Source organism: Actinocorallia sp. API 0066, assembly GCF_020991275.1.
GTDB lineage: Bacteria > Actinomycetota > Actinomycetes > Streptosporangiales > Streptosporangiaceae > Actinocorallia.
On sequence record NZ_JAJLQY010000002.1, the window covers coordinates 369,715 to 389,614 of the forward strand.

The 19,900-nt window shown below is 73.1% G+C and carries 18 protein-coding genes and 1 riboswitch; of the genes, 9 read left to right on the forward strand and 9 right to left on the reverse strand.

What is annotated here, in order from left to right:
• Nucleotides 1-57 precede the first annotated feature (57 nt).
• Nucleotides 58-1,095, reverse strand: a complete 1,038-nt coding sequence (locus LO762_RS06390) for an ADP-ribosylglycohydrolase family protein (RefSeq protein ID WP_230613261.1) — start codon at nt 1,093-1,095, stop codon at nt 58-60.
• 553 nt (nt 1,096-1,648) lie between these two features.
• Between LO762_RS06390 and LO762_RS33055 the strand changes: the two genes are divergently transcribed.
• Both LO762_RS33055 and LO762_RS06405 read left to right on the forward strand, forming a co-directional pair.
• Entirely contained in the window at nt 1,649-2,695 is a 1,047-nt protein-coding gene (locus LO762_RS33055) for an amidase (protein ID WP_308103441.1), read from the forward strand.
• A 58-nt stretch (nt 2,696-2,753) separates the two neighbouring features.
• The gene (locus tag LO762_RS06405; RefSeq protein ID WP_230613262.1) at nt 2,754-4,349 is read left to right on the forward strand and encodes a DHA2 family efflux MFS transporter permease subunit; all 1,596 of its coding nucleotides are present in this window, start codon (nt 2,754-2,756) and stop codon (nt 4,347-4,349) included.
• Nucleotides 4,350-4,355: 6 nt separating this feature from the next.
• On the opposite strand, the gene LO762_RS06410 is transcribed toward LO762_RS06405, so the two are convergent.
• Both LO762_RS06410 and cobN read right to left on the reverse strand, forming a co-directional pair.
• The gene (locus tag LO762_RS06410; RefSeq protein WP_230613263.1) at nt 4,356-5,426 is read right to left on the reverse strand and encodes an MBL fold metallo-hydrolase; all 1,071 of its coding nucleotides are present in this window, start codon (nt 5,424-5,426) and stop codon (nt 4,356-4,358) included.
• A gap of 55 nt (nt 5,427-5,481) precedes the next feature.
• The gene (cobN, locus tag LO762_RS06415) at nt 5,482-9,060 is read right to left on the reverse strand and encodes a cobaltochelatase subunit CobN (protein ID WP_230613264.1); all 3,579 of its coding nucleotides are present in this window, start codon (nt 9,058-9,060) and stop codon (nt 5,482-5,484) included.
• Between the two features lie 57 nt (nt 9,061-9,117).
• A riboswitch (cobalamin riboswitch) is annotated at nt 9,118-9,185 on the reverse strand.
• Nucleotides 9,186-9,251: 66 nt separating this feature from the next.
• Here cobN and cobG point away from each other — a divergent pair.
• Genes cobG through LO762_RS06430 form a run of 3 tightly spaced genes read left to right on the forward strand, consistent with a single transcriptional unit; the run spans nt 9,252 to nt 12,572 of the window.
• The gene (gene cobG, locus LO762_RS06420; RefSeq protein ID WP_230613265.1) at nt 9,252-10,436 is read left to right on the forward strand and encodes a precorrin-3B synthase; all 1,185 of its coding nucleotides are present in this window, start codon (nt 9,252-9,254) and stop codon (nt 10,434-10,436) included.
• A 1-nt stretch (nt 10,437) separates the two neighbouring features.
• Nucleotides 10,438-11,058 (forward strand): precorrin-8X methylmutase, encoded by a 621-nt coding sequence (locus LO762_RS06425; RefSeq protein ID WP_230613595.1) that lies wholly within the window; start codon nt 10,438-10,440, stop codon nt 11,056-11,058.
• The gene (locus tag LO762_RS06430) at nt 11,058-12,572 is read left to right on the forward strand and encodes a precorrin-2 C(20)-methyltransferase (RefSeq protein WP_230613266.1); all 1,515 of its coding nucleotides are present in this window, start codon (nt 11,058-11,060) and stop codon (nt 12,570-12,572) included. The genes LO762_RS06425 and LO762_RS06430 overlap by 1 nt, the downstream gene beginning before the upstream one ends.
• Here LO762_RS06430 and LO762_RS06435 read toward each other — a convergent pair.
• The 3 genes from LO762_RS06435 to LO762_RS06445 are packed head-to-tail and all read right to left on the reverse strand — an operon-like array spanning nt 12,560 to nt 14,462.
• Nucleotides 12,560-13,312: a cobalt-precorrin-6A reductase gene (locus tag LO762_RS06435; RefSeq protein WP_230613267.1), complete on the reverse strand. Its 753-nt coding sequence runs from the start codon at nt 13,310-13,312 to the stop codon at nt 12,560-12,562. The genes LO762_RS06430 and LO762_RS06435 overlap by 13 nt on opposite strands.
• A 47-nt stretch (nt 13,313-13,359) precedes the next feature.
• Entirely contained in the window at nt 13,360-14,103 is a 744-nt protein-coding gene (gene cobM, locus LO762_RS06440; protein WP_230613268.1) for a precorrin-4 C(11)-methyltransferase, read from the reverse strand.
• Nucleotides 14,100-14,462 carry a pyridoxamine 5'-phosphate oxidase family protein gene (locus LO762_RS06445; protein WP_230613597.1) on the reverse strand — a complete coding sequence of 121 codons (363 nt, stop codon included), beginning with the start codon at nt 14,460-14,462 and terminating at the stop codon, nt 14,100-14,102. The genes cobM and LO762_RS06445 overlap by 4 nt, the downstream gene beginning before the upstream one ends.
• Nucleotides 14,463-14,722: 260 nt before the next feature.
• Between LO762_RS06445 and LO762_RS06450 the strand changes: the two genes are divergently transcribed.
• On the forward strand, nt 14,723-15,196 hold the full coding sequence (locus tag LO762_RS06450) for a hypothetical protein (protein ID WP_230613269.1): 474 nt from the start codon (nt 14,723-14,725) through the stop codon (nt 15,194-15,196).
• Between the two features lie 57 nt (nt 15,197-15,253).
• Here the strand turns inward: LO762_RS06450 and def are convergent, their stop codons facing one another.
• Entirely contained in the window at nt 15,254-15,787 is a 534-nt protein-coding gene (gene def / locus LO762_RS06455) for a peptide deformylase (protein ID WP_230613270.1), read from the reverse strand.
• Nucleotides 15,788-15,947: 160 nt separating this feature from the next.
• On the opposite strand from def, the gene LO762_RS06460 reads away from it, so the two are divergent.
• Nucleotides 15,948-17,453, forward strand: coding sequence for a penicillin-binding transpeptidase domain-containing protein (locus LO762_RS06460; protein WP_230613271.1), 1,506 nt, complete (start codon nt 15,948-15,950; stop codon nt 17,451-17,453).
• A gap of 170 nt (nt 17,454-17,623) precedes the next feature.
• On the opposite strand, the gene LO762_RS06465 is transcribed toward LO762_RS06460, so the two are convergent.
• On the reverse strand, nt 17,624-18,493 hold the full coding sequence (locus LO762_RS06465; RefSeq protein WP_230613272.1) for an SDR family NAD(P)-dependent oxidoreductase: 870 nt from the start codon (nt 18,491-18,493) through the stop codon (nt 17,624-17,626).
• 261 nt (nt 18,494-18,754) lie between these two features.
• On the opposite strand from LO762_RS06465, the gene LO762_RS06470 reads away from it, so the two are divergent.
• Together LO762_RS06470 and LO762_RS06475 are read left to right on the forward strand one after the other, a co-directional pair.
• Complete coding sequence (locus LO762_RS06470) at nt 18,755-18,976, forward strand: hypothetical protein (protein ID WP_230613273.1); 222 nt, start codon at nt 18,755-18,757, stop codon at nt 18,974-18,976.
• A 140-nt stretch (nt 18,977-19,116) separates the two neighbouring features.
• Nucleotides 19,117-19,338, forward strand: coding sequence for a hypothetical protein (locus LO762_RS06475; protein WP_230613274.1), 222 nt, complete (start codon nt 19,117-19,119; stop codon nt 19,336-19,338).
• A gap of 84 nt (nt 19,339-19,422) precedes the next feature.
• Here LO762_RS06475 and LO762_RS06480 read toward each other — a convergent pair whose 3' ends face one another.
• A complete protein-coding gene (locus LO762_RS06480) occupies nt 19,423-19,872 on the reverse strand; it encodes a VOC family protein (RefSeq protein ID WP_230613275.1) in 450 nt (149 codons plus the stop codon).
• Between the last annotated feature and the right edge of the window lie 28 nt (nt 19,873-19,900).

Here is a 19,900-nt window from a genome sequence, read left to right on the forward strand (position 1 = left end):
GGTGTCCGGCTCATCCAATGGCGGGCGAGATGTACCCGCTCGGGAGGTCCGGGACTCTCAGGATGTGAAGCGCGCGGTGAACTCCCCGGCGAGCCGCTCGATCGCCTCCCTCCCCTCCAGGACGGAGACCCAGGAGGCGGGGAACGCGGAGACCCCGTGGACGGCGCCCAGAAGGTTCCCGGTGATGGCCCCCGTCGAGTCACTGTCGCCCGAGTGGTTGACGGCCAGGAGCAGCGCCGCCTCCGGATCGTCCTCGTGGACGAGCGCGCAGTAGACGGACATCGCAAGGGCCTCCTCGGCGATCCACCCTTCACCGAGCCCTTCCAGCAGCTCCGCGGATGGGCTTCCCTTGCTCGCTTCGGCTACCGCCCGCGTAAGCGCCTGATGCGTCTCCTCTCCGCCGGGCGTCTCCAGGAGGACGAGTGCGCGTCGCACGGCTTCGGCGACGTCGAGGCCGTCGAGCAGGCCGCGGACGATCGCGGCGAGCGCGCCGGCCGCCAGATGCCCGGTCGGGTGCCCGTGTGTCTGCGCCCCGCACTCGGCGGCGAGCGTGAAGGCGCGCGCGGCGTCCCAGGCGGGCACCAGCCCGAACGGCGCCGCCCGCATGACGGCCCCGCACCCCTTCGAGTCCGGATTGGCGGGCAGCTCCCGCGTCCCCCGGCGCCCCGACCGCAGGCCGGACAGGCAGGCGTTCCCCGGCGCCCGCTGCGCATAGAGCCACCCTTGCAACGCGAGCCCGCCGTCGATCTCGACGCTCCCCGCCCCCGGCAGCGCCGCCACACCGACCACGGGTGCGTGGAGCACCTGCGTCGCGTACCACCGCCGATGCGCCCGGAACACCTCCTCCACCACATCCCCGTCCGCACCCGCCCGCACCAGCCCCTCCAGCGCGAACAACGCCATCTGCGTGTCGTCCGTGATAGCCGCCCCGTCCACCCCATAAGCCCCTACCGGCCCTCGAACCCCACTTGGGCCATAAACCTCCCGAATCCGCCGCAGCGACAGGAACTCCACCGCCGCCCCGACCGCGTCCCCCACCGCTCCGCCCACCACACACCCGACAACCCGCCGCCGATACCCCAGAAGATCCACCATCCCCCGATCGTAACCACCCACCCCGACAAAACCCGCCCCCCAATCCACAACCACCCGACCGCAAAACCCCCTCCGCCACTCTCGAACCTTCGGGGCGGCTCAAATCGACCGCAAAAGGAGCTGTCCGGAATCAGCGGGGCACATCAAACGCGCCCGTGCGCGGTCGGGTCGGGCTGCGATCGTGCGGGGGAAGCCAAGGGTGCGGTGGGAGCGGCGGGCCCGTGAAGTGGGGATGTGCTCGGGGTGAGTGAGGGTGGCCTGGGTGGTGTGTTGGGTCAGGAGGCGAGTGCGGGTGTGGGTTGGCGCCGGGGAAATTGGGGTGCGGCGGGGAGGGGTGGTGGGGCAGGGTGGGCGGGGACGACGGGAGGGGGTCGGGGTGGAGGTTGAGGAGTATCTGGGGTTGAGCGGGGTGGAGATCGGGGGGTTGGTTCGGGGGCGGGTGGTTTCGGTGGAAGAGGTGGTGGGGGCGGCGTTGCGGGTGTTGGGGGAGCGGGATCCGAGGGTGTTGGCGTTTGTTGAGGTGTGGGGGGATGCGGTGGGGCGGGGTGGGGAGGTGCCTTCGGGGGTTCTCGCGGGGGTGCCGATCGGGGTGAAGGCGGTGGAGGGGTTGGGGGCGGAGCAGACTCGGCGGATGGTGGCGGCGGGGTGTGTGCCGATCGGGTTGACGTCGGTGCCGGGCAAGGGGACCTCGTGGCAGACGTGGGGGTGGACGGCGAACGGGGCGACGCGGAACCCGTGGTGTGCGGAGGTGACGGCGGGCGGGTCATCGGCCGGGTCGGCGGCGGCCGTCGCGGCGGGGATCGTGCCGCTGGCGACCGGGAGCGACGGCGCCGGGTCGGTGCGCATCCCGGCGGCGTGGTGCGGTGTCGTCGGGCTGAAGCTCACCACGGGCAGGCTCGCGCCGCGCGACCGGGCGGGGCTCACCGCGCCCGGCCCGATCGCCAGGACCGTCGCCGACGTCGCGGCCGCATTCGACGCGCTCGCGGACACCCGCACCGCCCTCGACCCCTTCCCGCGCCGCCTGCGCGCCGGATGGTCCACCACCCTCGGCTTCGCCCACTGCGACCCGGAGGTGGCCGCCGTCGCCCGCGCCGCCGCCGAAGCCCTCTCCGACACCCTCGACCTGCACCCCACCCCACTGCGCCTCACCGACCCCGCCTCCACCTGGACCGCCCTACGCTCCCGACCCTCCGCCGCCCCGGCCCCTCCGCCGGTGCCGCCCGCGAGTCCGGCTGTCAGGGCCGACGGGCAAGCGACCCCGGAACAAGGTGCCGCCTCCCCGCACCCCTCCGCCGCCCCGGTGCGGGGCGTCAATGACGGGCGGCTCGCGGACTTCTTCCGGGCCGCCGACGTGCTGGTGACGCCGACGGTGCCGTATCCACCACACGGGCACGATGGGCCGGGCGAGCGGATGAATGTGGCTCTGACGTGGGCGTTCAATCTGAGCGGGCATCCGGCGATCACTGTTCCGGCGGGGTTCACCGCGGACGGCCTTCCGGTCGGGCTCCAGCTGGTCGCGCGGCACGGGGAGGAGGCGACGCTGCTTCGCGTCGCGGCGGATGCCGAGCGGCGGCTGCCCTGGCCGTTCTGGCGGCCCTGAGGGGGCGTCCGTTCGGTGCTCCGGACGGGCCCGGCACGGTGCCGTATCGTCTTCCGGCGTGACCTCGCTCCTCGGCCGCTGGCGCGGCAACCCCTGGGCGATCCTGTTGACGCTGTCGCTCGGCTTCTTCATGACGCTGCTCGACCTGACCATCGTCAACATCGCGATCCCCAACATGCTGTCGCACCTGGACGCTTCGTTCGACGAGGTCCTGTGGGTGGTCAACGGCTATGTGCTGATCCTGGCCGTCCTCCTCATCACCTGTGGCCGGTTGGGCGACCTGCGCGGGCAGCGGCCCATGTTTGTCACCGGCGTGGCCGTCTTCACCGTCGCGTCGCTGCTGTGCGGCGTCTCGCAGGAGGCGTGGCAGCTCATCGCGGCGCGCGTGCTGCAGGGGCTCGGCGCCGCCCTGCTGATGCCGCAGACGATGGCGCTGATCATCGCGACGTTCCCGGCGGACCGGCGCGGCACCGCGATGGGCATCTGGGGGTCCGTCGCGGGCCTGGCGACGATCGCGGGCCCGACCGTCGGCGGCCTGCTGGTGAGCGCGCTGGACTGGCGGTGGATCTTTTTTGTCAACGTGCCGATCGGCGTTGTGGTGCTGGTGCTGGCGTTCGCGGTGATCCCCGACGTGCGGCACACCGCGCGCACCCCGCTGGACTGGACGGGTGTCGCGCTCGCCTCGGTCGGGCTGTTCTTTTTTGTCTTCGCGCTCACCGAGGGGCAGCGCTATGACTGGAACGCCTGGATCCTGACGTCGTTCGCGGTGTCGGCGGCGGTGCTCGCCGTCTTCGCGTGGCAGCAGTGGCGACGGCAGGACAACGCGCCGCTTCTGCCGTTCGAGCTGTTCCGTAATCGCAACTTCACGGTGCTCGGCCTTGTCGGCGTCGCCGTGTCCATCGGCATGATCGGGTTGTTCCTGCCCATCTCCATCTACCTCCAGTCGGTGCTGGGCTACTCGGCGATCCAGGCGGGGCTGGTGCTGGCGCCGTCGTCGGTCATGTCGATGATCATCGCGCCGTACGCGGGGCGGCTGTCGGACCGGCTCGGCGGCAAGCGCATCCTCATGTTCGGCCTGACGGTCTACGCGATCGGCATGGCGTGGCTGATCGTGGTGATCGGCCCGCACAGCCCCTGGACGGTGTTCCTGGGGCCGTTCATCGTGGCGGGCATCGGCATCGGGTGTGTGTTCGCGCCGATGTCCACCGAGGCGATGCGTTCGGTGTCGCCCGCCCAGGCCGGGGCCGCCTCGGGCGTCAACAACACGCTGCGGCAGCTCGGCTCCGTGCTCGGCAACGCCACGGCGGGCGCGATCCTGCAGAACCGGATGGCGGTGGCGCTGGCCGACGAGGCGCGCGCCGTCGCGGGGCAGGTGCCCGAGGGCGACCGCGCGGAGTTCGTCGAGGGCTTCGCGGGCGCGGCGCGCGCCGGTCTTGAGCTGGGCGTGGGCCAGCACAGCGGCCCGGCGGGCGCGCCGCCGGAGGTGCAGCGCCTGGCGGCGGAGGTGTTCGAGCGCGCGTTCGTGACGGCGGTGAAGCCGACGATGGTGTTCCCGGTGATCGTCGTGCTGGTGGGCGCGCTCGGCTGCCTGCTGGTGCGGGACATCACCGGGCGGGGCGCCGGGGAGCCCGCGCCGAGCGTCGGCAGGGGCTGAGGCTCTTCAAGCCAACGGTTCCCACCAGCCGTCCGGTTCGGGCGGCGCGTTGACGTCGACGCGCTCGCCGGGACGGGGGATGGCGAGCCGTACCGCGTGCAGCTTCGCCTCGGCCTTGACCCGGTTGGGCGGGTCGTTCCACGCGTGCGGGGCGAGCACGAAGGTGCCCCAGTGCACCGGGACCATGAGGTGGCCGCCCAGGTCGCGGTGCGCGGTGACGCCCTCCTCCGGCGTCATGTGGATGTCGGGCCAGGACGCGCTGTAGGCGCCGACCTGGATGAGCGTGACGTCGAACGGGCCGTGCGCCGCGCCGATCGTGGCATACCCCTCGAAGTAGCCCGAATCGCCGCTGTAGAAGACGCGTTTCTCCGATCCGGCCACCACGTAGGAGCACCACAGTGTGGGGTTGCGGCGCAGGCCCCGGCCGGAGAAGTGGTGCGCGCCCGTCGCGGTGACGCGCAGCCCGGCGACGACGGCCGTCTCGTCCCAGTCGAGTTCGATGATCCGCTCGCGTGGCGCCCCCCACCGCTCCAGATGGGCCCCGACGCCCAGCGGCACGACGAAGGGGGCGTCCTGGGCGCGGATGAGGGCCCGCACCGAGGCGGTGTCCAGGTGGTCGTAGTGGTCGTGCGTGATGGCGATGGCGTCGAGGCGGGGCAGATCCCGGACGGCCACCGGCATCGGGTGCACCCGCCTGGGGCCGATCCGGGAGCTGGGTGAGCAGCGTTCGGAGAACACGGGGTCGAAGAGGATCCGGCGGCCCTCGATGTCCACCAGCGACGTGCCGTGCCCGAGCCAGTGGACGGTGAGCGGCTCCGGCGCCCCGAACCGGGGCCGCACCACCGGGATCGGGGCGAGCGGCGTGCGCTGCTCGCCCCGCACGTACTCGCGGACGGCGGAACCGGGCTCGGGCAGCGACGGATCGGCCTCGTGGAGGTTGTGGAACCTGCCGTCGCGGTAGTGCGGGGAGCGCAGCACGCGCGGGCCTGGATCGAGCGCCCCGAGCGAGCCCGGGACGTCCCGGAAGGCCCAGCCGACCAGGGCGGCGGCGGCCGTCACACCGAGTTCGATCTTCATGCGTGACGCCTCCTCGGAGTTGATCCGTCACACAGAGACCTTAACCGGATTCCGGTCACTCCATGCCCGACTCCAAGTCACCCTCGGTGTCGAGGAACGCCTGGCGGACGCCCGCGATGACCTCGGGGTCCGGTTCGGCCCACATGCCCCGGTTCGCCGCCTCAAGAAGCCGCTCGGCCATACCGTGAAGGGCCCACGGGTTCGACTGCTCGAGGAAAGCGCGGTTTTCCGGGTCCAGAATGTACGTCTTGCCGAGTTGGTCGTACATCCAGTCGGCTACCACTCCGGTAGTAGCGTCATAGCCGAAGAGATAGTCGACTGTGGCCGCCAGTTCGAACGCGCCCTTGTACCCGTGCCTGCGCATCGCGGCGAGCCAGCGCGGGTTCACCACCCGGGCCCGGAAGATCCGGGCCGTCTCCTCGGTGAGCGAGCGGGTCCTGATCGCGTCCGGCCGGGTGCTGTCGCCGACGTACGCGGCGGGGGCGCGGCCGGTCAGCGCCTTGACCGTCGCGACCATGCCGCCGTGGTACTGGAAGTAGTCGTCGGAGTCGGCGATGTCGTGCTCGCGGGTGTCCACGTTCTTCGCGGCCACCGCGATCCGCCGGTAGGCGGCCTCCATGTCAGCGCGCGCGGGCACCCCGTCCAGGCCACGGCCGTAGGCGAAGCCGCCCCACACCGCGTACACCTCGGCGAGGTCCTTCTCGTCCCGCCAGTTGCGGCTGTCGATGAGCGGCAGCAGGCCCGCCCCGTACGCGCCGGGACGCGACCCGAAGACGCGCAGCGTCGCGCGCCGCCCGTCGCCGTGCTCGGCCAGGTCGCGGCGGACGTGGGCGCGCACGTGGTTGTCCTCGTCCGGTTCGTCCAGTTCGGCGACGAGCCGGACGGCGTCGTCCAGCATCGCCACGACGTGCGGGAAGGCGTCCCGGAAGAAGCCGGAGATCCGCACGGTGACGTCGATGCGCGGCCTGCCCAGCTCCGCGAGCGGCACGGCCTCAAGGCCGGTGACGCGGCGCGAGGCGTCGTCCCAGACGGGGCGGACGCCGAGCAGCGCGAGCACCTCGGCGATGTCGTCCCCTGCCGTCCGCATGGCGCTCGTGCCCCACACCGACAGGCCGACGCTGGTGGGCCACTGCCCGTGCTCCTCGCGGTAGCGGTCGAGGAGGGAGTCGGCCATGGCCTGCCCGGTCGCCCACGCGAGGCGGCTGGGCACGGCCTTGGGGTCGACGGAGTAGAAGTTGCGGCCCGTCGGGAGCACGTTCACGAGGCCGCGTAGCGGAGAACCCGAGGGGCCCGCAGGGATGTAGCCCCCGGCGAGGGCGTGCAGGACGTGCGTCATCTCGTCGGTGGTACGGGCCAGGCGCGGCACCACCTCGTCGGCGGCGAAGCGCAGCACGGCGGTGACGGCCTCGTCGTCGCGGCCCAGGACCTCCCTGACGGCGGCGGCCGGGTCGCGCCAGCCGTCGGCGTCGGCGGCCCGCACGAGCCGTCCCGCGAGCTCCTCGGCGGCGTCGGTCTCGGCGCGGCCCGCGCTGCCGTCCTCGGCCAGCCCCAGCGCCTCGCGCAGGCCGGGCAGCGACTGCCTGCCCGCCCACATCTGCCGTGCGCGCAGGATCGCCAGGACGAGGTTCGCGCGCGCCTCGCCTTCGGGCGCCTCCCCGAGGACGTGCAGGCCGTCGCGGATCTGCACGTCTTTGATCTCGCAGAGCCAGCCGTCCACGTGCAGCAGGAAGTCGTCGAACTCGGCGTCGTGTGGCCGGTCCTCAAGCCCCAGGTCGTGGTCGAGCTTCGCGGCGCGGATCAGCGTCCAGATCTGGGCGCGGACGGCCGGGAGCTTGGCCGGGTCCATCGCGGCGATGCCCGCGTGCTCGTCGAGGAGCTGTTCGAGGCGGGCGATGTCGCCGTAGCCGTCGGCCCTGGCCATCGGCGGGACGAGGTGGTCTACGAGGACGGCGTGCGCGCGCCGCTTCGCCTGGGTGCCCTCACCCGGGTCGTTCACGAGGAAGGGGTAGATGAGCGGCAGGTCGCCCAGGGCGGCGTCCGGGCCGCACTCGGCGGACAGGCCCGCGCCCTTTCCGGGCAGCCACTCCAGGTTGCCGTGCTTGCCCACGTGGACGACGGCGTGCGCCCCGAACACGTCCTGGAGCCAGCGGTAGGCGGCCAGGTAGTGGTGGCTCGGCGGGAGGTCCGGGTCGTGGTAGATCGCGATGGGGTTCTCGCCGAAGCCGCGCGGCGGCTGCACGATGACGACGACGTTCTCCGCTTCCAGCGCGGCGAGCACGATGTCGCCCTTGTCGGTGAAGAGGCTGCCGGGCGCCTCTCCCCAGTGCTCGATGACGGACGCCTGCAGGTCCGCAGGCAGGGTCTGGAAGAACGCCTTGTAGTCCGCGCCGGAGATACGGACGGGGTTGGCGGCCAGGACCTCCTCGGTCAGCCAGTCCTCGTCCTGGCCTCCGGCGGCGATGAGGGCGTGCATGAGCGCGTCGCCATCCTGCTCGGCAACGCCCGGGATCTCGCCTACGCGGTATCCGGCTTCACCGAGGGCCTTGAGGAGCCTGACGACGCTGCGGGGCGTGTCCAGGCCGACGGCGTTGCCTATCCGCGAGTGCTTGGTCGGGTAGGCCGACAGCATCAGCGCGACCCGCTTCTCGTGCGGTGGAACGTGCCGCAGGAGCGCGTGCCTGTGCGCGATGCCCGCGACGCGGGACGCCCGCTCGGGGTCGGCGACGTAGACGGTCAGGCCGTCCTCGTCGATCTCCTTGAACGAGAACGGGACGGTGATGATCCGTCCGTCGAACTCGGGGATGGCGACCTGGGAGGCGGCGTCCAGCGGCGACAGGCCGTCGTCGTTGGCCGCCCACTCGGCGCGGCTGGAGGTGAGGCACAGGCCCTGGAGGATCGGCACGTCGAGGGCGGCGAGCGCGCCGACGTCCCACAGTTCGTCGTCGCCGCCCGCCGAGACGGCGCCGGGACGGGTGCCGCCCGCCGCGAGGACGGTGACGACGAGGGCGTCGGCGGTGCCGAGCGTCGCGAGGAGGTCCTCGGGAGCGGCGCGCAGGGAGGCGCAGTAGACGGGCAGCGCCCTGCCGCCCTTGTCTTCGATCGCCTGGCAGAGGGTCTCCACGAACGCCGTGTTCCCGGCGACGTGGTGGGCCCGGTAGTACAGGACCGCTGTGACGGGCCCGCTTTCGGTGCGCGCCTCCCGCTCCAGGAGCCCCCACACCGGAGCCTCCTGAGGAGGCTCGAACCCGTAGCCGGTCAACAGGACGGTGTCGGAAAGGAACCTGTACAGCTCGCCCAGGTTGCCCGCGCCGCCGTGCGCCAGGTAGGTGTGCGCCTGCGCCGCGACGCCCGACGGCACCGTGGACAGCTCCATCAGTTCCGCGTCGGCGGCCTGCTCGCCGCCCAGGACCACCACGGGGAGTCCGCCCGCCAGGAGCGCGTCGAGGCCCTCCTCCCACGCCCGCCGTCCGCCGAGCAGCCTGACGACGACGAGAGCGGCGCCCTCGGTCAGCGCGGGAAGGTCGGCCGCCGAGAGACGTGATGGGTTACCGAGCCGGTAGGCGGCGCCGGAAGCGCGCGCGCTGAGCAGGTCGGTATCGGACGTCGAGAGCAGCACGACGACGGGATCGCTCATGGGCGACGGGTCCTCCCTCGGGGTCCGCGCCCCGGTCGACGGTCGGGCGACGGGCCGGAGTGTCTGGCTCCCAGAGGACCTGGTCACAGTTGCGGGACAGCACCGGATTCGCACCGGATTTCCTCGCGCGCCTCGTCGTCCCTGACACTACCGGTTGCGCCTGGTTCGCGGTGAAGTGGCACCATGGCCGCGTGAGCACCGGACGCGACAGACCCGACGCCTGCCCCGGCGCGCTGCGCCCGCACCAGGCGGCGGACGGCGCGCTGGTCCGGGTCCGGCTGCCCGGCGGGCGCGCCACGTCGGCGCAGGTGGCGGCGCTGGGGCGGGCGGCCGAGGGGTTCGGCTCCGGCGGCCTGGAGCTGACCTCGCGCGCCAACGTCCAACTGCGCGGCGTCGATCCGGCCCGCGTCGGCGGCCTCGCGGCGGCGCTGGCGGCGGCCGGGCTGCTGCCGTCCGCGACGCACGAGCGGGTCCGCAACATCATGGCCTCCCCGCTGAGCGGCCTCGACGGGCGCGGCCTGGCCGACGTCCGCCCGCTCGTCGGCGCCCTCGACGCGGCGCTGTGCGCCCGTCCGGCGCTGGCGGCGCTGCCGGGACGGTTCCTGTTCGCGCTCGACGACGGCCGTGGCGACCTGCCGCCGCGCGCCGACGTCGCCGCCCGCGCCGTCGGCCCCGACCGCTTCACGGTCCGTCTGGCGGGCGTGGAGACGGGTCTGCGCGTCGCGGCGTCCGGTGTGGTCGCGGTGCTGCTCGCGGCGGCTGAGTCTTTCCTCCTGGTCAGGGCCGATATGGGCTCGTCGGCCTGGCGGCTCACCGAGCTGCCCGAAGCCGTCCCCGCCGTCATCGCGGCGCTGGAGGCGGGCGGGTTCGAAGGCGAGCCGCCACAGGGTGCTTCGCGCACGGGCTGGCAGGAGAGCGCGGCAAGGCTGGGGCTCGTGGCGGACGGCGTGGTGGTGGCCGGGGCGCCGCTCGGAAGGCTGTCGGCCGAGCAGGTCGGGCTGCTCACGGAGTGGGACGGGATCGTCGTGACGCCGTGGAGGAGCGTCGTCGTGACGGGGGGCCCCGAAACCGTCGCAAGGCTGGCCGCGCACGGGTTCGTCACCGCCGGGCGCGACGCGCTCGCCGGGGTGACGGCGTGCACGGGCCGTCCCGGATGCGCCAAGGCGCTGGCCGACGTGCGGGCCGACGCCGTGGCCGTGATGGTGCCGGGGGAGGGCCGGGTGCACTGGTCGGGCTGTGAACGGCGCTGCGGAAGGCCGGAGGGGCAGGTCGTGGACGTCGTGGCGACGGGGGGCGGCTACCGCGTGGGTGAGGGACGGGTACTGTCCTCGCTCGTGGCGGCGGCCTCCGCCGTCCGGGCGGCACGAAGGGACTGAACTGATGGAGTACATCCGCGACGGCGCGGAGATCTACCGGCGCTCGTTCGCGACGATCCGCGCCGAGGCCGACCTCGCGGGACTGCCCGACGACGTCGCCCGCGTCGTGGTCCGCATGATCCACACCTGCGGGATGACCGACCTGGTGCGGGACGTCGCGTGGTCGCCCGGCGGCGTCGCGGCGGGCCGCGCGGCGCTGCTCGGCGGGGCGCCGATCCTGTGCGACGCCAAGATGGTCGCCTCAGGGATCACCCGCCGACGTCTGCCGGTAGCGAACGAGATCGTCTGCACCCTCGACGACCCCCGTGTTCCCGGCCTCGCCGCCGCGCTGGCGACGACCCGCAGCGCCGCCGCGCTGGAGCTGTGGCGCGACCGCCTCGACGGCGCGGTCGTCGCCGTCGGCAACGCCCCCACCGCCCTGTTCCGGCTGCTTGAGCTGGTCGCCGCAGGTGCTGGCACACCGGCCCTGGTCATCGGCGTGCCGGTCGGGTTCATCGGTGCCGCCGAGTCCAAGGAGGCGCTCGCAGCGAGCGGCCTGCCTTACGTCGTCGTGCACGGCCGTCGTGGCGGCAGCGCCATGGCCGTCGCCGCCGTCAACGCCATCGCCAGCGAGGAGGAGTGATGCGCACCGGCAAGCTCTACGGGGTCGGGCTCGGCCCTGGAGACCCCGAACTGGTGACGGTCAAGGCGGCCCGCCTTATCGGCGCGGCCGAGGTCATCGCCTACCACGCGGCGCGGCACGGCCGCTCTATCGCGAGGTCGGTAGCGGCCCCCTACCTGCGTCCGGGCCAGGTCGAGGAACTCCTGCTGTACCCGGTGACGACGGAGACGACCGACCACCCCGGCGGCTACCGGGGCGCGCTGGAGGAGTTCTACGAGGAGTGCGCGGCAAGGCTCGCCGCGCACCTGGACGCGGGACGCGACGTCGTGGTCCTCGCCGAAGGGGATCCGCTCTTCTACGGCTCGTACATGCACCTGCACAAGCGGCTCGCCGACAGGTACGAGGCCGAGGTCGTCCCCGGCGTCACGTCGGTCAGCGGTGCTTCGGCGGCGCTGGGCCGTCCGCTCGTGGAGGGCGAGGAGACCCTGACGGTCCTGCCCGGCACCCTTCCGGAGGAGACGCTGGCGGGCCACCTGGCTGGCAGCGACGCGGTGGCCGTCCTGAAGCTCGGCAGGACGTTCCCGAAGGTGCGCGCCGCCCTGGAGGCCGCGGGACGGCTCGACGAAGCCTGGTATGTGGAGCGCGCCACGACCGGATCCGAGCGGATCGAGCGGCTCGCAGACGTCGATCCGGCTTCCGCGCCCTACTTCTCGCTGGCCCTGCTACCGAGCCCGATGAACGCGCACGTCCCGGTGCGGCAGGAACTGACGCCGTCCAGGGCGGCCAAGGGCGGCGGCGAGGTCGTCGTCGTCGGCCTCGGGCCCGCCGGACGGCCCTGGCTGACACCCGAGGCCCAGGACGCGCTCGCCGCCGCCGACACCCTCGTCGGCTACGGCCCGTACCTGGACCGGGTGCCGCCCAACCCCAGGCAGCGCCGCTTCCCGACCGACAACCGGGTCGAGGCGGAACGCGCCGCGCACGCGCTGGAACTGGCCCTGGAGGGCGCGCGGGTCGCCGTCGTGTCCTCGGGCGACCCCGGCGTGTTCGCGATGGCCAGCGCCGTCCTGGAGGTCGCCGAGCGGGATCGGTTCGCCGGGGTGCCGGTGCGCGTCCTGCCGGGCCTCACCGCCGCGCAGGCCGTCGCGGCGCGGGCCGGGGCGCCGCTCGGGCACGACTTCTGCGTGATCTCGCTGTCGGACATCCTCAAGCCCTGGGACGTCGTCGCCGAACGGCTGACCGCCGCCGCCAGGGCCGACCTTGTCGTCGCGCTCTACAACCCGGCGTCCAAGACGCGGCGTGAGCAGATCGAGAAAGCGCGCGCGCTGTTCCTCGAACACCGCGCGCCGGAGACGCCCGTGGTGCTCGGCAGGGACGTGGGCGGCGCGCAGGAGCGCCTGACCGTGACGACGCTCGCAGAGTTCGCCCCGGCCGACGTGGACATGCGCACCCTCGTGATCATCGGTTCGTCGACCACCAGGGCCGTCGAGCGGGCGGGCCGTACCGTCGTCTACACGCCGCGCCGCTACCCCGCCTGAGGGGTGCGGTCGCGGACCCAGGCGACGGCGGCCTCCGTCGTGGAGACCACCGCGACGCCCTCGGGCAGCGGTGGGCGCCGGACCAGGAGGACGGGCACGCCCAGCGCGCGCGCTGCGGCGAGCTTGGCCGACGTCATGGGCCCGCCGCTGTCCTTCGTGACGAGGACGTCGATGGCGTGCTCACGCATGAGGCCGAGTTCCCCGTCGAGGGTGAAGGGGCCGCGATCCAGGACCGTCCGTAGGTTGCGGGGCAGGGGCGGTGCTGGAGGATCGACCGACCTCGCGAGGAACCACAGGTCGTCGAGGTGGGCGAACGCGCTGATGGTCTGACGGCCGGTGGTCAGGAACACCCGGTGGCCGAGCCCCGGAAGCGCGCGGGCCGCCTCGGCGACGTCGGACGCCCACCGCCACCGGTCGCCGGGCACCGGCTCCCAGCCGGGCCTGCGCAGCACGAGGAGGGGGACGCCCGTACGGGAGGCCGCCTCGGCGGCGGAGGCCGTCATACCGGAGGCGAACGGATGGGTGGCGTCCACGAGCAGGTCGATCCGCTCGGCGGCCAGCCACGCGGCGAGCCCTTCGGGGCCTCCGAAGCCGCCCGTTCTGACCTCGCCCGAGGGCAGCGCAGGTCGCGCCACCCGCCCGGCCAGAGAGGAGACCGTCCGAAGGCGGGGGACGGCCGACAGGGCGTCAGCCAGCCTCCTGGCCTCGCCCGTCCCGCCCAGCACGAGCACGGATCTCATGGCCCAACCCAATCAGGCGCGCGCGGTAGGCGGGCCACCGGGAGCGGTCAGTGGCGGACGCGGGTAGTGGAGTACAGGTGGCTGTCGGGGAAGCCCTCGGCGGCCAGCACCCGGCCCACGATGATGACGGCGGTGCGGCGGACGCCCGCGTCGCGCACGAGGCCGGGCAGGTCGGCGAGGGCGCCGCGCAGCACGATCTCGTCGGGCCGCGACGCGTAGGCGACGACGGCGGCCGGGCAGTCCGCGCCGTAGGACGGCACCAGGTCGGCGACCACCTCGTCGATCCGCTGCACGGCCAGGTGCAGCACCATCGTGCTGCGGCTACGGGCCAGCGAAGGCAAGTCCTCGCCTTCGGGCATGGGGGTCGCGCGCGCGGCGGTCCGCGTCAGGACGACCGTCTGCCCGACGCCGGGAACGGTCAGCTCACGACGCAGCGAGGCCGCCGCCGCCGCGAACGCCGGAACGCCGGGCACGACCTCGTAGGGGATGCCCGCCGCGTCGAGGCGGCGCATCTGTTCGGCCATCGCGCTGAACACCGACGGATCGCCCGAGTGCAGCCGCGCCACGTCGTGCCCCGCCGCGTGCGCGGCGGTCAGCTCGGCGAGGATCGCGTCGAGATCGAGGTTCGCGGTGTCCACCTTGCGCGCGCCGGGCGGACACCCGTCGAGCAGCTCGGCGGGCACGAGAGCCCCCGCGTACAGGCAGACCGGCGCCCGCTCGATGATCCGCTGCGCCCTGACGGTGACGAGGTCGGCCGCGCCGGGGCCCGCGCCGATGAAGTGGACGGTCACTTCACGCTGCCGATCACCCGGTCGATCCTGATCTCGATGACCACCCGGTTCGGGTTCTCGCGCGGCGTCCGGTAGCGCTCGGTGTAGCGCCGGACGGCCTCGGCCACCGCCTCCGGCTCACGGCGCACCGTCGCGGTGCCCTCCAGCGTGGTGTAGCGGCCCTTGTCCACCTGGCAGACGACGGCGCGCGCGCCCGGCAGCGCGGCGTTGCGGGCCTTGCGCGACCCGCCGTCGCAGATGATCCGGGCGAGCCCGGCCTCGGGGTCGAGCGTCACCCCGACCGGGACGACGTGCGCGGTGCCGTCGGGCCGCAGCGTCGTCAACGTGCACAGGTGGTACTCGCGCCAGAACTCCACCATCGCATCGCCGAACTCGACCACGCCTGACCTCCGCTTCCCGCTGCCCGAACCGTCGCCACACCCTAGCCGGACGTGCGTCGCGGCCCCGCCCCGGCCGTCGTGTTTCCGCGCGTTCCGGCGCGGGCGGGCGGCAGGGTGACGCCGTGCGCCCGGCCGTGATCCGGTCGCGAAAAAAACTTATCCACAGAATGGTGTTCGGTGGGATTTGTCCTGGTGGGTGGGGGCGAGGATGGGCGCGACCGACACGAGAGGGGATCACGATGAGGCACGAGGCGAACAACATGGAGCCGGGCGCGGTGCGGCGGGCGCTGGCGGTGCTGCGCCCCGGCGAGGAAGCCCAGGCGCACGGCGACGCGGCGTACGCCGTCGGGCGGCTGCTGGCCACGGTCGAGCAGCTCGCCGGGCCCGGCGGCATGTACCGCGACTGGAAGCGGTTCGACGCGGGGTACCGCTCGGTGGCGCCGCCGGGCCAGCACCCCACGATGGTGCTCAAACGGCTGATGCGGACGGTGCGCCAGCTCACCGAGATGAAGGGCGGCGTCACCCGGGGCGCGGCCACCGGCGTGCTCGCCGCGACGGAGGTGCTGTTCGCCGAGATCCTGCTCGGCGACGACGACGTGCCGATCAGCACCGCACTGGAACAGCTGGAGGAGGCACGCGGCCTCTACCAGGAGTCACTGACCAGGGTGGAGGGCCTCACTCGGCTGTTGCGCGAGACCCTCTCACCCGGATGAAGAGCCGTCACGCCCGCCCGCGCGTTCCGCCTGGCGCGGCGCGCGGCGCGGGGCGGGTCAGGAGGAGGCGGCGGCCTCGGCCTTGCGCGCCTCGTACTCGCGCAGCACCTGCTTGCGCGCCTTCGCCGGGATCCGGTCGACGTAGAGCTTCCCGTTGAGGTGGTCGGTCTCGTGCTGGAAGCAGCGGGCGAGCTGCCCGGTGCCGTGCAGCGAGACGGGGTCGCCGTCGAGGTCGAACCCGTGGCAGTGCACGTGGTCGACACGGGCGACGTCGGCGTAGGGCCCCGGCACCGAGAGGCAGCCCTCGGAGTCGTTGTCGAGGGTGCGGTCGCGGTCGGGGAACTCGACCGTCGGGTTCACCACGACGCCCTTGTGCTGCTCGCCGTGGTCGTCGACGCAGTCGTAGACGAAGATCCGCAGGTCGACGCCGATCTGGTTGGCGGCGAGCCCGACGCCGTTGGCCGCGTACATGCTCGCGAACATGTCGTCGGCGAGCTGGCGCAGCGCGTCGTCGAACTCCGTCACCTCCTTGAGCGGCCGATGGAGGACCGGGTCCCCGATGAGCGTGATCGGCCGTACGTTCCCCGACATTCCATCCCCTCCGTGGGCGTCTGCTCCCGCCATCGTATTGCAGGGCCCGAAGGCGGCGGAAAAGCCCGATCGGGAAAGGAGAAGTTCAAGATCCCTGTCGTGAAACGGGTGCGATGTCCTAGATTGCCTCAGCTGAACTTCTCAGATCTGGAGGCGTGGCGTGCGCTGGCTGGCGATCATCCTCGGGACGGCGCTGCTCGCGGGCGCGGGCGGCGGTCTGTACCTGCATCTGCGGGTGAAGGGCGATCCACGGGACGTCGCGGCCGAGTACTTCGCCTACTGGCGGGCCGGGGATTTCGACGCGATGCGGACGCTCGTCGCGCACCCGCCGAGCGACTTCGTGACCCAGCACCGGGAGTTCAGCAAGGCGCTCCAGGTGAGGTCGCTGAACCTCAGCACCCGCCCGGTGGTGCGCGTCGGGGAGCAGGAGGCGAAGGCGGACTTCACGGCGGTACGCGAGCTGCCGCCGGGGGAGTGGGCCGTGGAGTCGAGCCTGCGCCTGCGGGTCGTGGAGCGGCACTGGCGGGTCGTGTGGGGCCCGGCGACGCTCGCCCCCGAACTGGCGCGGGGCGGCGCCCTACAGCTGCGGGAGACGGAGGCGCCGACGGGCAACGCCGTCTACGCCGACGGCTCGCCGATCTCGCCCACGTCGTCCGTCACGCAGTACGTGGACAGGCTGCGCGGCCAGTACCAGACGGGGTCGGGCGCGACGGGCTGGGGCGTCTTCCTCGACGGGACGCCCATCAAGGTGTTCAGCGAGCCGAAAGCGCCCAAGCTCCAGACGACGCTGGACGCCAAGGCGCAGGCCGCCGCCGACAAGGTGGTGAAGGAGGCGCCCAAACCGACGGCGCTGGTCGCGCTGCGCCCCTCGACGGGCGCGGTCCTCGCCCTGGCCGACGGTGTCAGCAGCCAGGCAGTCACGCAGGGCGCCTATCCGCCCGGCTCCACCTTCAAGATCGTCACGGCCGCCGCGCTCGCGTCGTCCGGGCTGTCGCCGTCCTCCTCGGTCTCCTGCCCCGCGAGCAAGCTCATCGGGCAGCGCACCATCACCAACCACGACGGGCTGGACCTCGGCACCACAACGCTGCGGACGGCGTTCGCCAGGTCCTGCAACACGACGTTCGCCGACCTCGGGGTGAACCGGGCACAGGCGGCGGGGATGACGGACGCGGCCGAACTGTTCGCCTTCAACCGGCCGTTCGCGTTCAACGCCGCCCGGCCGAGCTTCCCCGCGCCGTCCGGCACCGCCGACCTCGCCGAGGCGGCCATCGGGCAGGGCCGGGTCCTGGTGTCGCCGCTCACCATGGCGGCGGTCGCGGCGGCCGTCGCGAACGGCACGTGGCGCTCGCCCGTCATGTTCCCCGTGGGCGCCTACGCCCAGGCCGGCGAGGACGTCCCCGACCCGCGGCCACTCCCGGCCGCCGTCGTGTCCGTGCTCCGCCCGCTGATGGCGGCCGTCGTCACCTCCGGCACCGCCGCGTCGGCGGGGCTGCCGCCGGGCACCCACGGCAAGACCGGCACCGCCGAGTACGACGCCACCGGCGCCGCCCACGCCTGGTTCGTCGGCTACCGGGGCGACCTCGCCTTCGCCGTCCTCGTCCCGTCCGGCGGCGACGGCGGCCGCACCGCCGCCCCCCTGGCCGCCACCTTCCTCAAAGCCCTCTGACCCTCAAAGCCCTCTGCCCCACGACCGGAGCGCCTCCCGCGATCCGCTGAGGGTCCGTCGGGCTGGCGCGGGGGCTAGCTGAGGGCTCGTTGGGGTGGCGAGTGGGCTAGCTGAGGGGCTCGTTGGGCTGAGTGGGGGCTGGCTGAGGGGCCCGGTGGACTTGAGCGGGGTTAGGGGAGGGGGGCGGGGTCGTCGGTGGGTTGGGGGGTGGTGAAGGGTGCGTCCTCGGTGGTGGCGAGGGCCACGGCGTGGGGGAGCGTCGCGGGGAGTGAGACTTCGAGGACGCGTTGGGCGATCGCGCGGAAGGGGAGCAGCGGGCCCACCCAGCGGGGGGCGCAGACGCGGCGGGCGCGCCAGGCGATGCCGTGCTCCAGGGCGTCGATGCCGACGGACAAGGGGGTGACGCCGCTGATGAAGGAGGTCGGGGTGCGCAGCAGCGAGGCGGCCTCGGTGCCGAAGCCCCGGTGGGTCATGTCGGTGTCGAGTTCGGCGAAGTACGCGACGCCCACCCGGGCGCCGGTCGGGGCGAGTTCCTGGCGCAGGGTGTTGCCCAGCGCCTCGACGGCGGCCTTGGACGCGCTGTAGGCGCCCAGGAGGGGCGCGTGGACGGCGGCGGCGAGAGAGGAGACGAGAAGGGCGTAACCACGGGGGTGGGAGAGATGCGGCACGGCCGCCTGCAGCGTGTGGACGGTGCCCATCACGTTGACCCGGAGCGTCGTCTCCAGGACCGCGGGGTCGCCCTCGGCGACGGCCCACTGTCTGGCGATCCCGGCGTTCGCCACCACAACGTCGAGCCCGCCGACGGGCCCGGCGAGGTCGGCGACGGCCTCGGCGAGATCGGCGCGTGAGGCGACGTCGGCGGGCCGGTAGGGGGCGTCGCCGCAGTCGGCGGCCACCTCGGCGAGGAGTTCCGGTTCCAGCCCGGTGAGCAGTACGCGCGCGCCGCGCCCGTGCAGCCGTCGGGCGAGGGCCGCGCCGATCCCGCGGGCCGCACCGGTGATGAGGACGCGCCTGCCGCGCAGTGAGGGTTGCCGTCGCATGTGCGCGACGCTAACACCGCTTTGCGGGCGGCAGAAGGCCCGGAACCGGCCCGACAGAATCTGGGCCGCGTTCGCCCGTCCGGGGCGTGGGTCGGTTGGGTTGGCGGAGCGCAAGGGCTGAATCTCGGGAATAGGCGCTTTTCGTGGTTTATGCCAAATGGAGGCGACAGAAGGGTTTGGGTGGGCGCAATCCCTTGAGTTGATCACGGTCTGTCATGTGACAGTGGAGGTGATGGTCACTCCAAGTGAGGAGGGTTCGTGATGAGTGCTTCGAGCTTCGCTCGCGGGCTCATGGTCGCGGGAGCACTGGTCGGCGGGGTCCTCGTGGCGGCGCCGGCGGCGAACGCGTCCGCTACGACCGCTTCGACCGCACCCGTGACGGCTCCTGCGGGCGGCGGCCCGTACTGGTGCGACGGATGGGGAGGTTACTGCGACTTCGACGATTGGTGGTACGGGGACAGCTGGGGCTACTACTACTGGTGAGCCCGCGTTTCCCTGACGATCACTCGACGGCCCCTTCCCCTGGGAAGGGGTCCACCGCTGTCCGGGGGCCCCGCCGCGACAATTCGGAAGCACGTGACATACTCCATCCATCGGTTACTCTCTGTAATGGAGGTTCTGCGATGGGTAATGTACGTCTCGGTCGCCGGACGACGGTAGGGGTCATCGTCGCGGCGGGCGTCTGGCTCGGCCTGCCCGCCGCCGCCCACGCGGCTCCCGCGACGGCGCCGACGGCCGCCACCGCCGTCTCCGGGGGCCCCGGCTGCGACTTCGTCTTCCCGCCGCTGCCGGGATGCCACGACCAGGACGCCTTCACCGGGCTGGGAGACAGCCACTTCTTCTGAGCTGGGAGGCCGCCTGAACGGCGCCTCCTTGCCCGTCACTCGGGCGCGGCGGGGGCCCTCACCCGAGGGCTCCCGCCGCAGGGGTCAGGACACGCAGAACTCGTTGCCCTCGGGGTCGGCCATGACGGTCCAGGAACCCGCGGGCTCGGCGACCCGCCTGAGCACCGTGGCCCCCCGCCCCACGAGCCGGTCGACCACGGCGTCCCGCTCGCCCTCCGGCGCGTGGACGTCCACGTGGAGCCGGTTCTTGCCCGTCTTGGGCTCGGGCACCCGGTTGAACAGCAGGCGGCGGCCGTAGCCCGTCCCGCTCACCGGGTCGAACGGGTCGTCGGGGTGCCGGACGGCCGCGGCGTCCCGGAAGAAGAGCCGCCCGGCGAACTCGACGGTGAGGTCCGGCGGGATCGCGCCGGACTTCAGCAGGTGCTCGATGAGCGGGCTGTTGTCCTCGACCTCGTAGCCGAGCGCGTCCGCCCAGAAGACGGCCTGGTGGTGCGGATCCGCGGCGTCGAAGACGAGCTTCCAGCCGAGCGCCATGAGGTTCCTTTCGTACGCGGACGTTCTA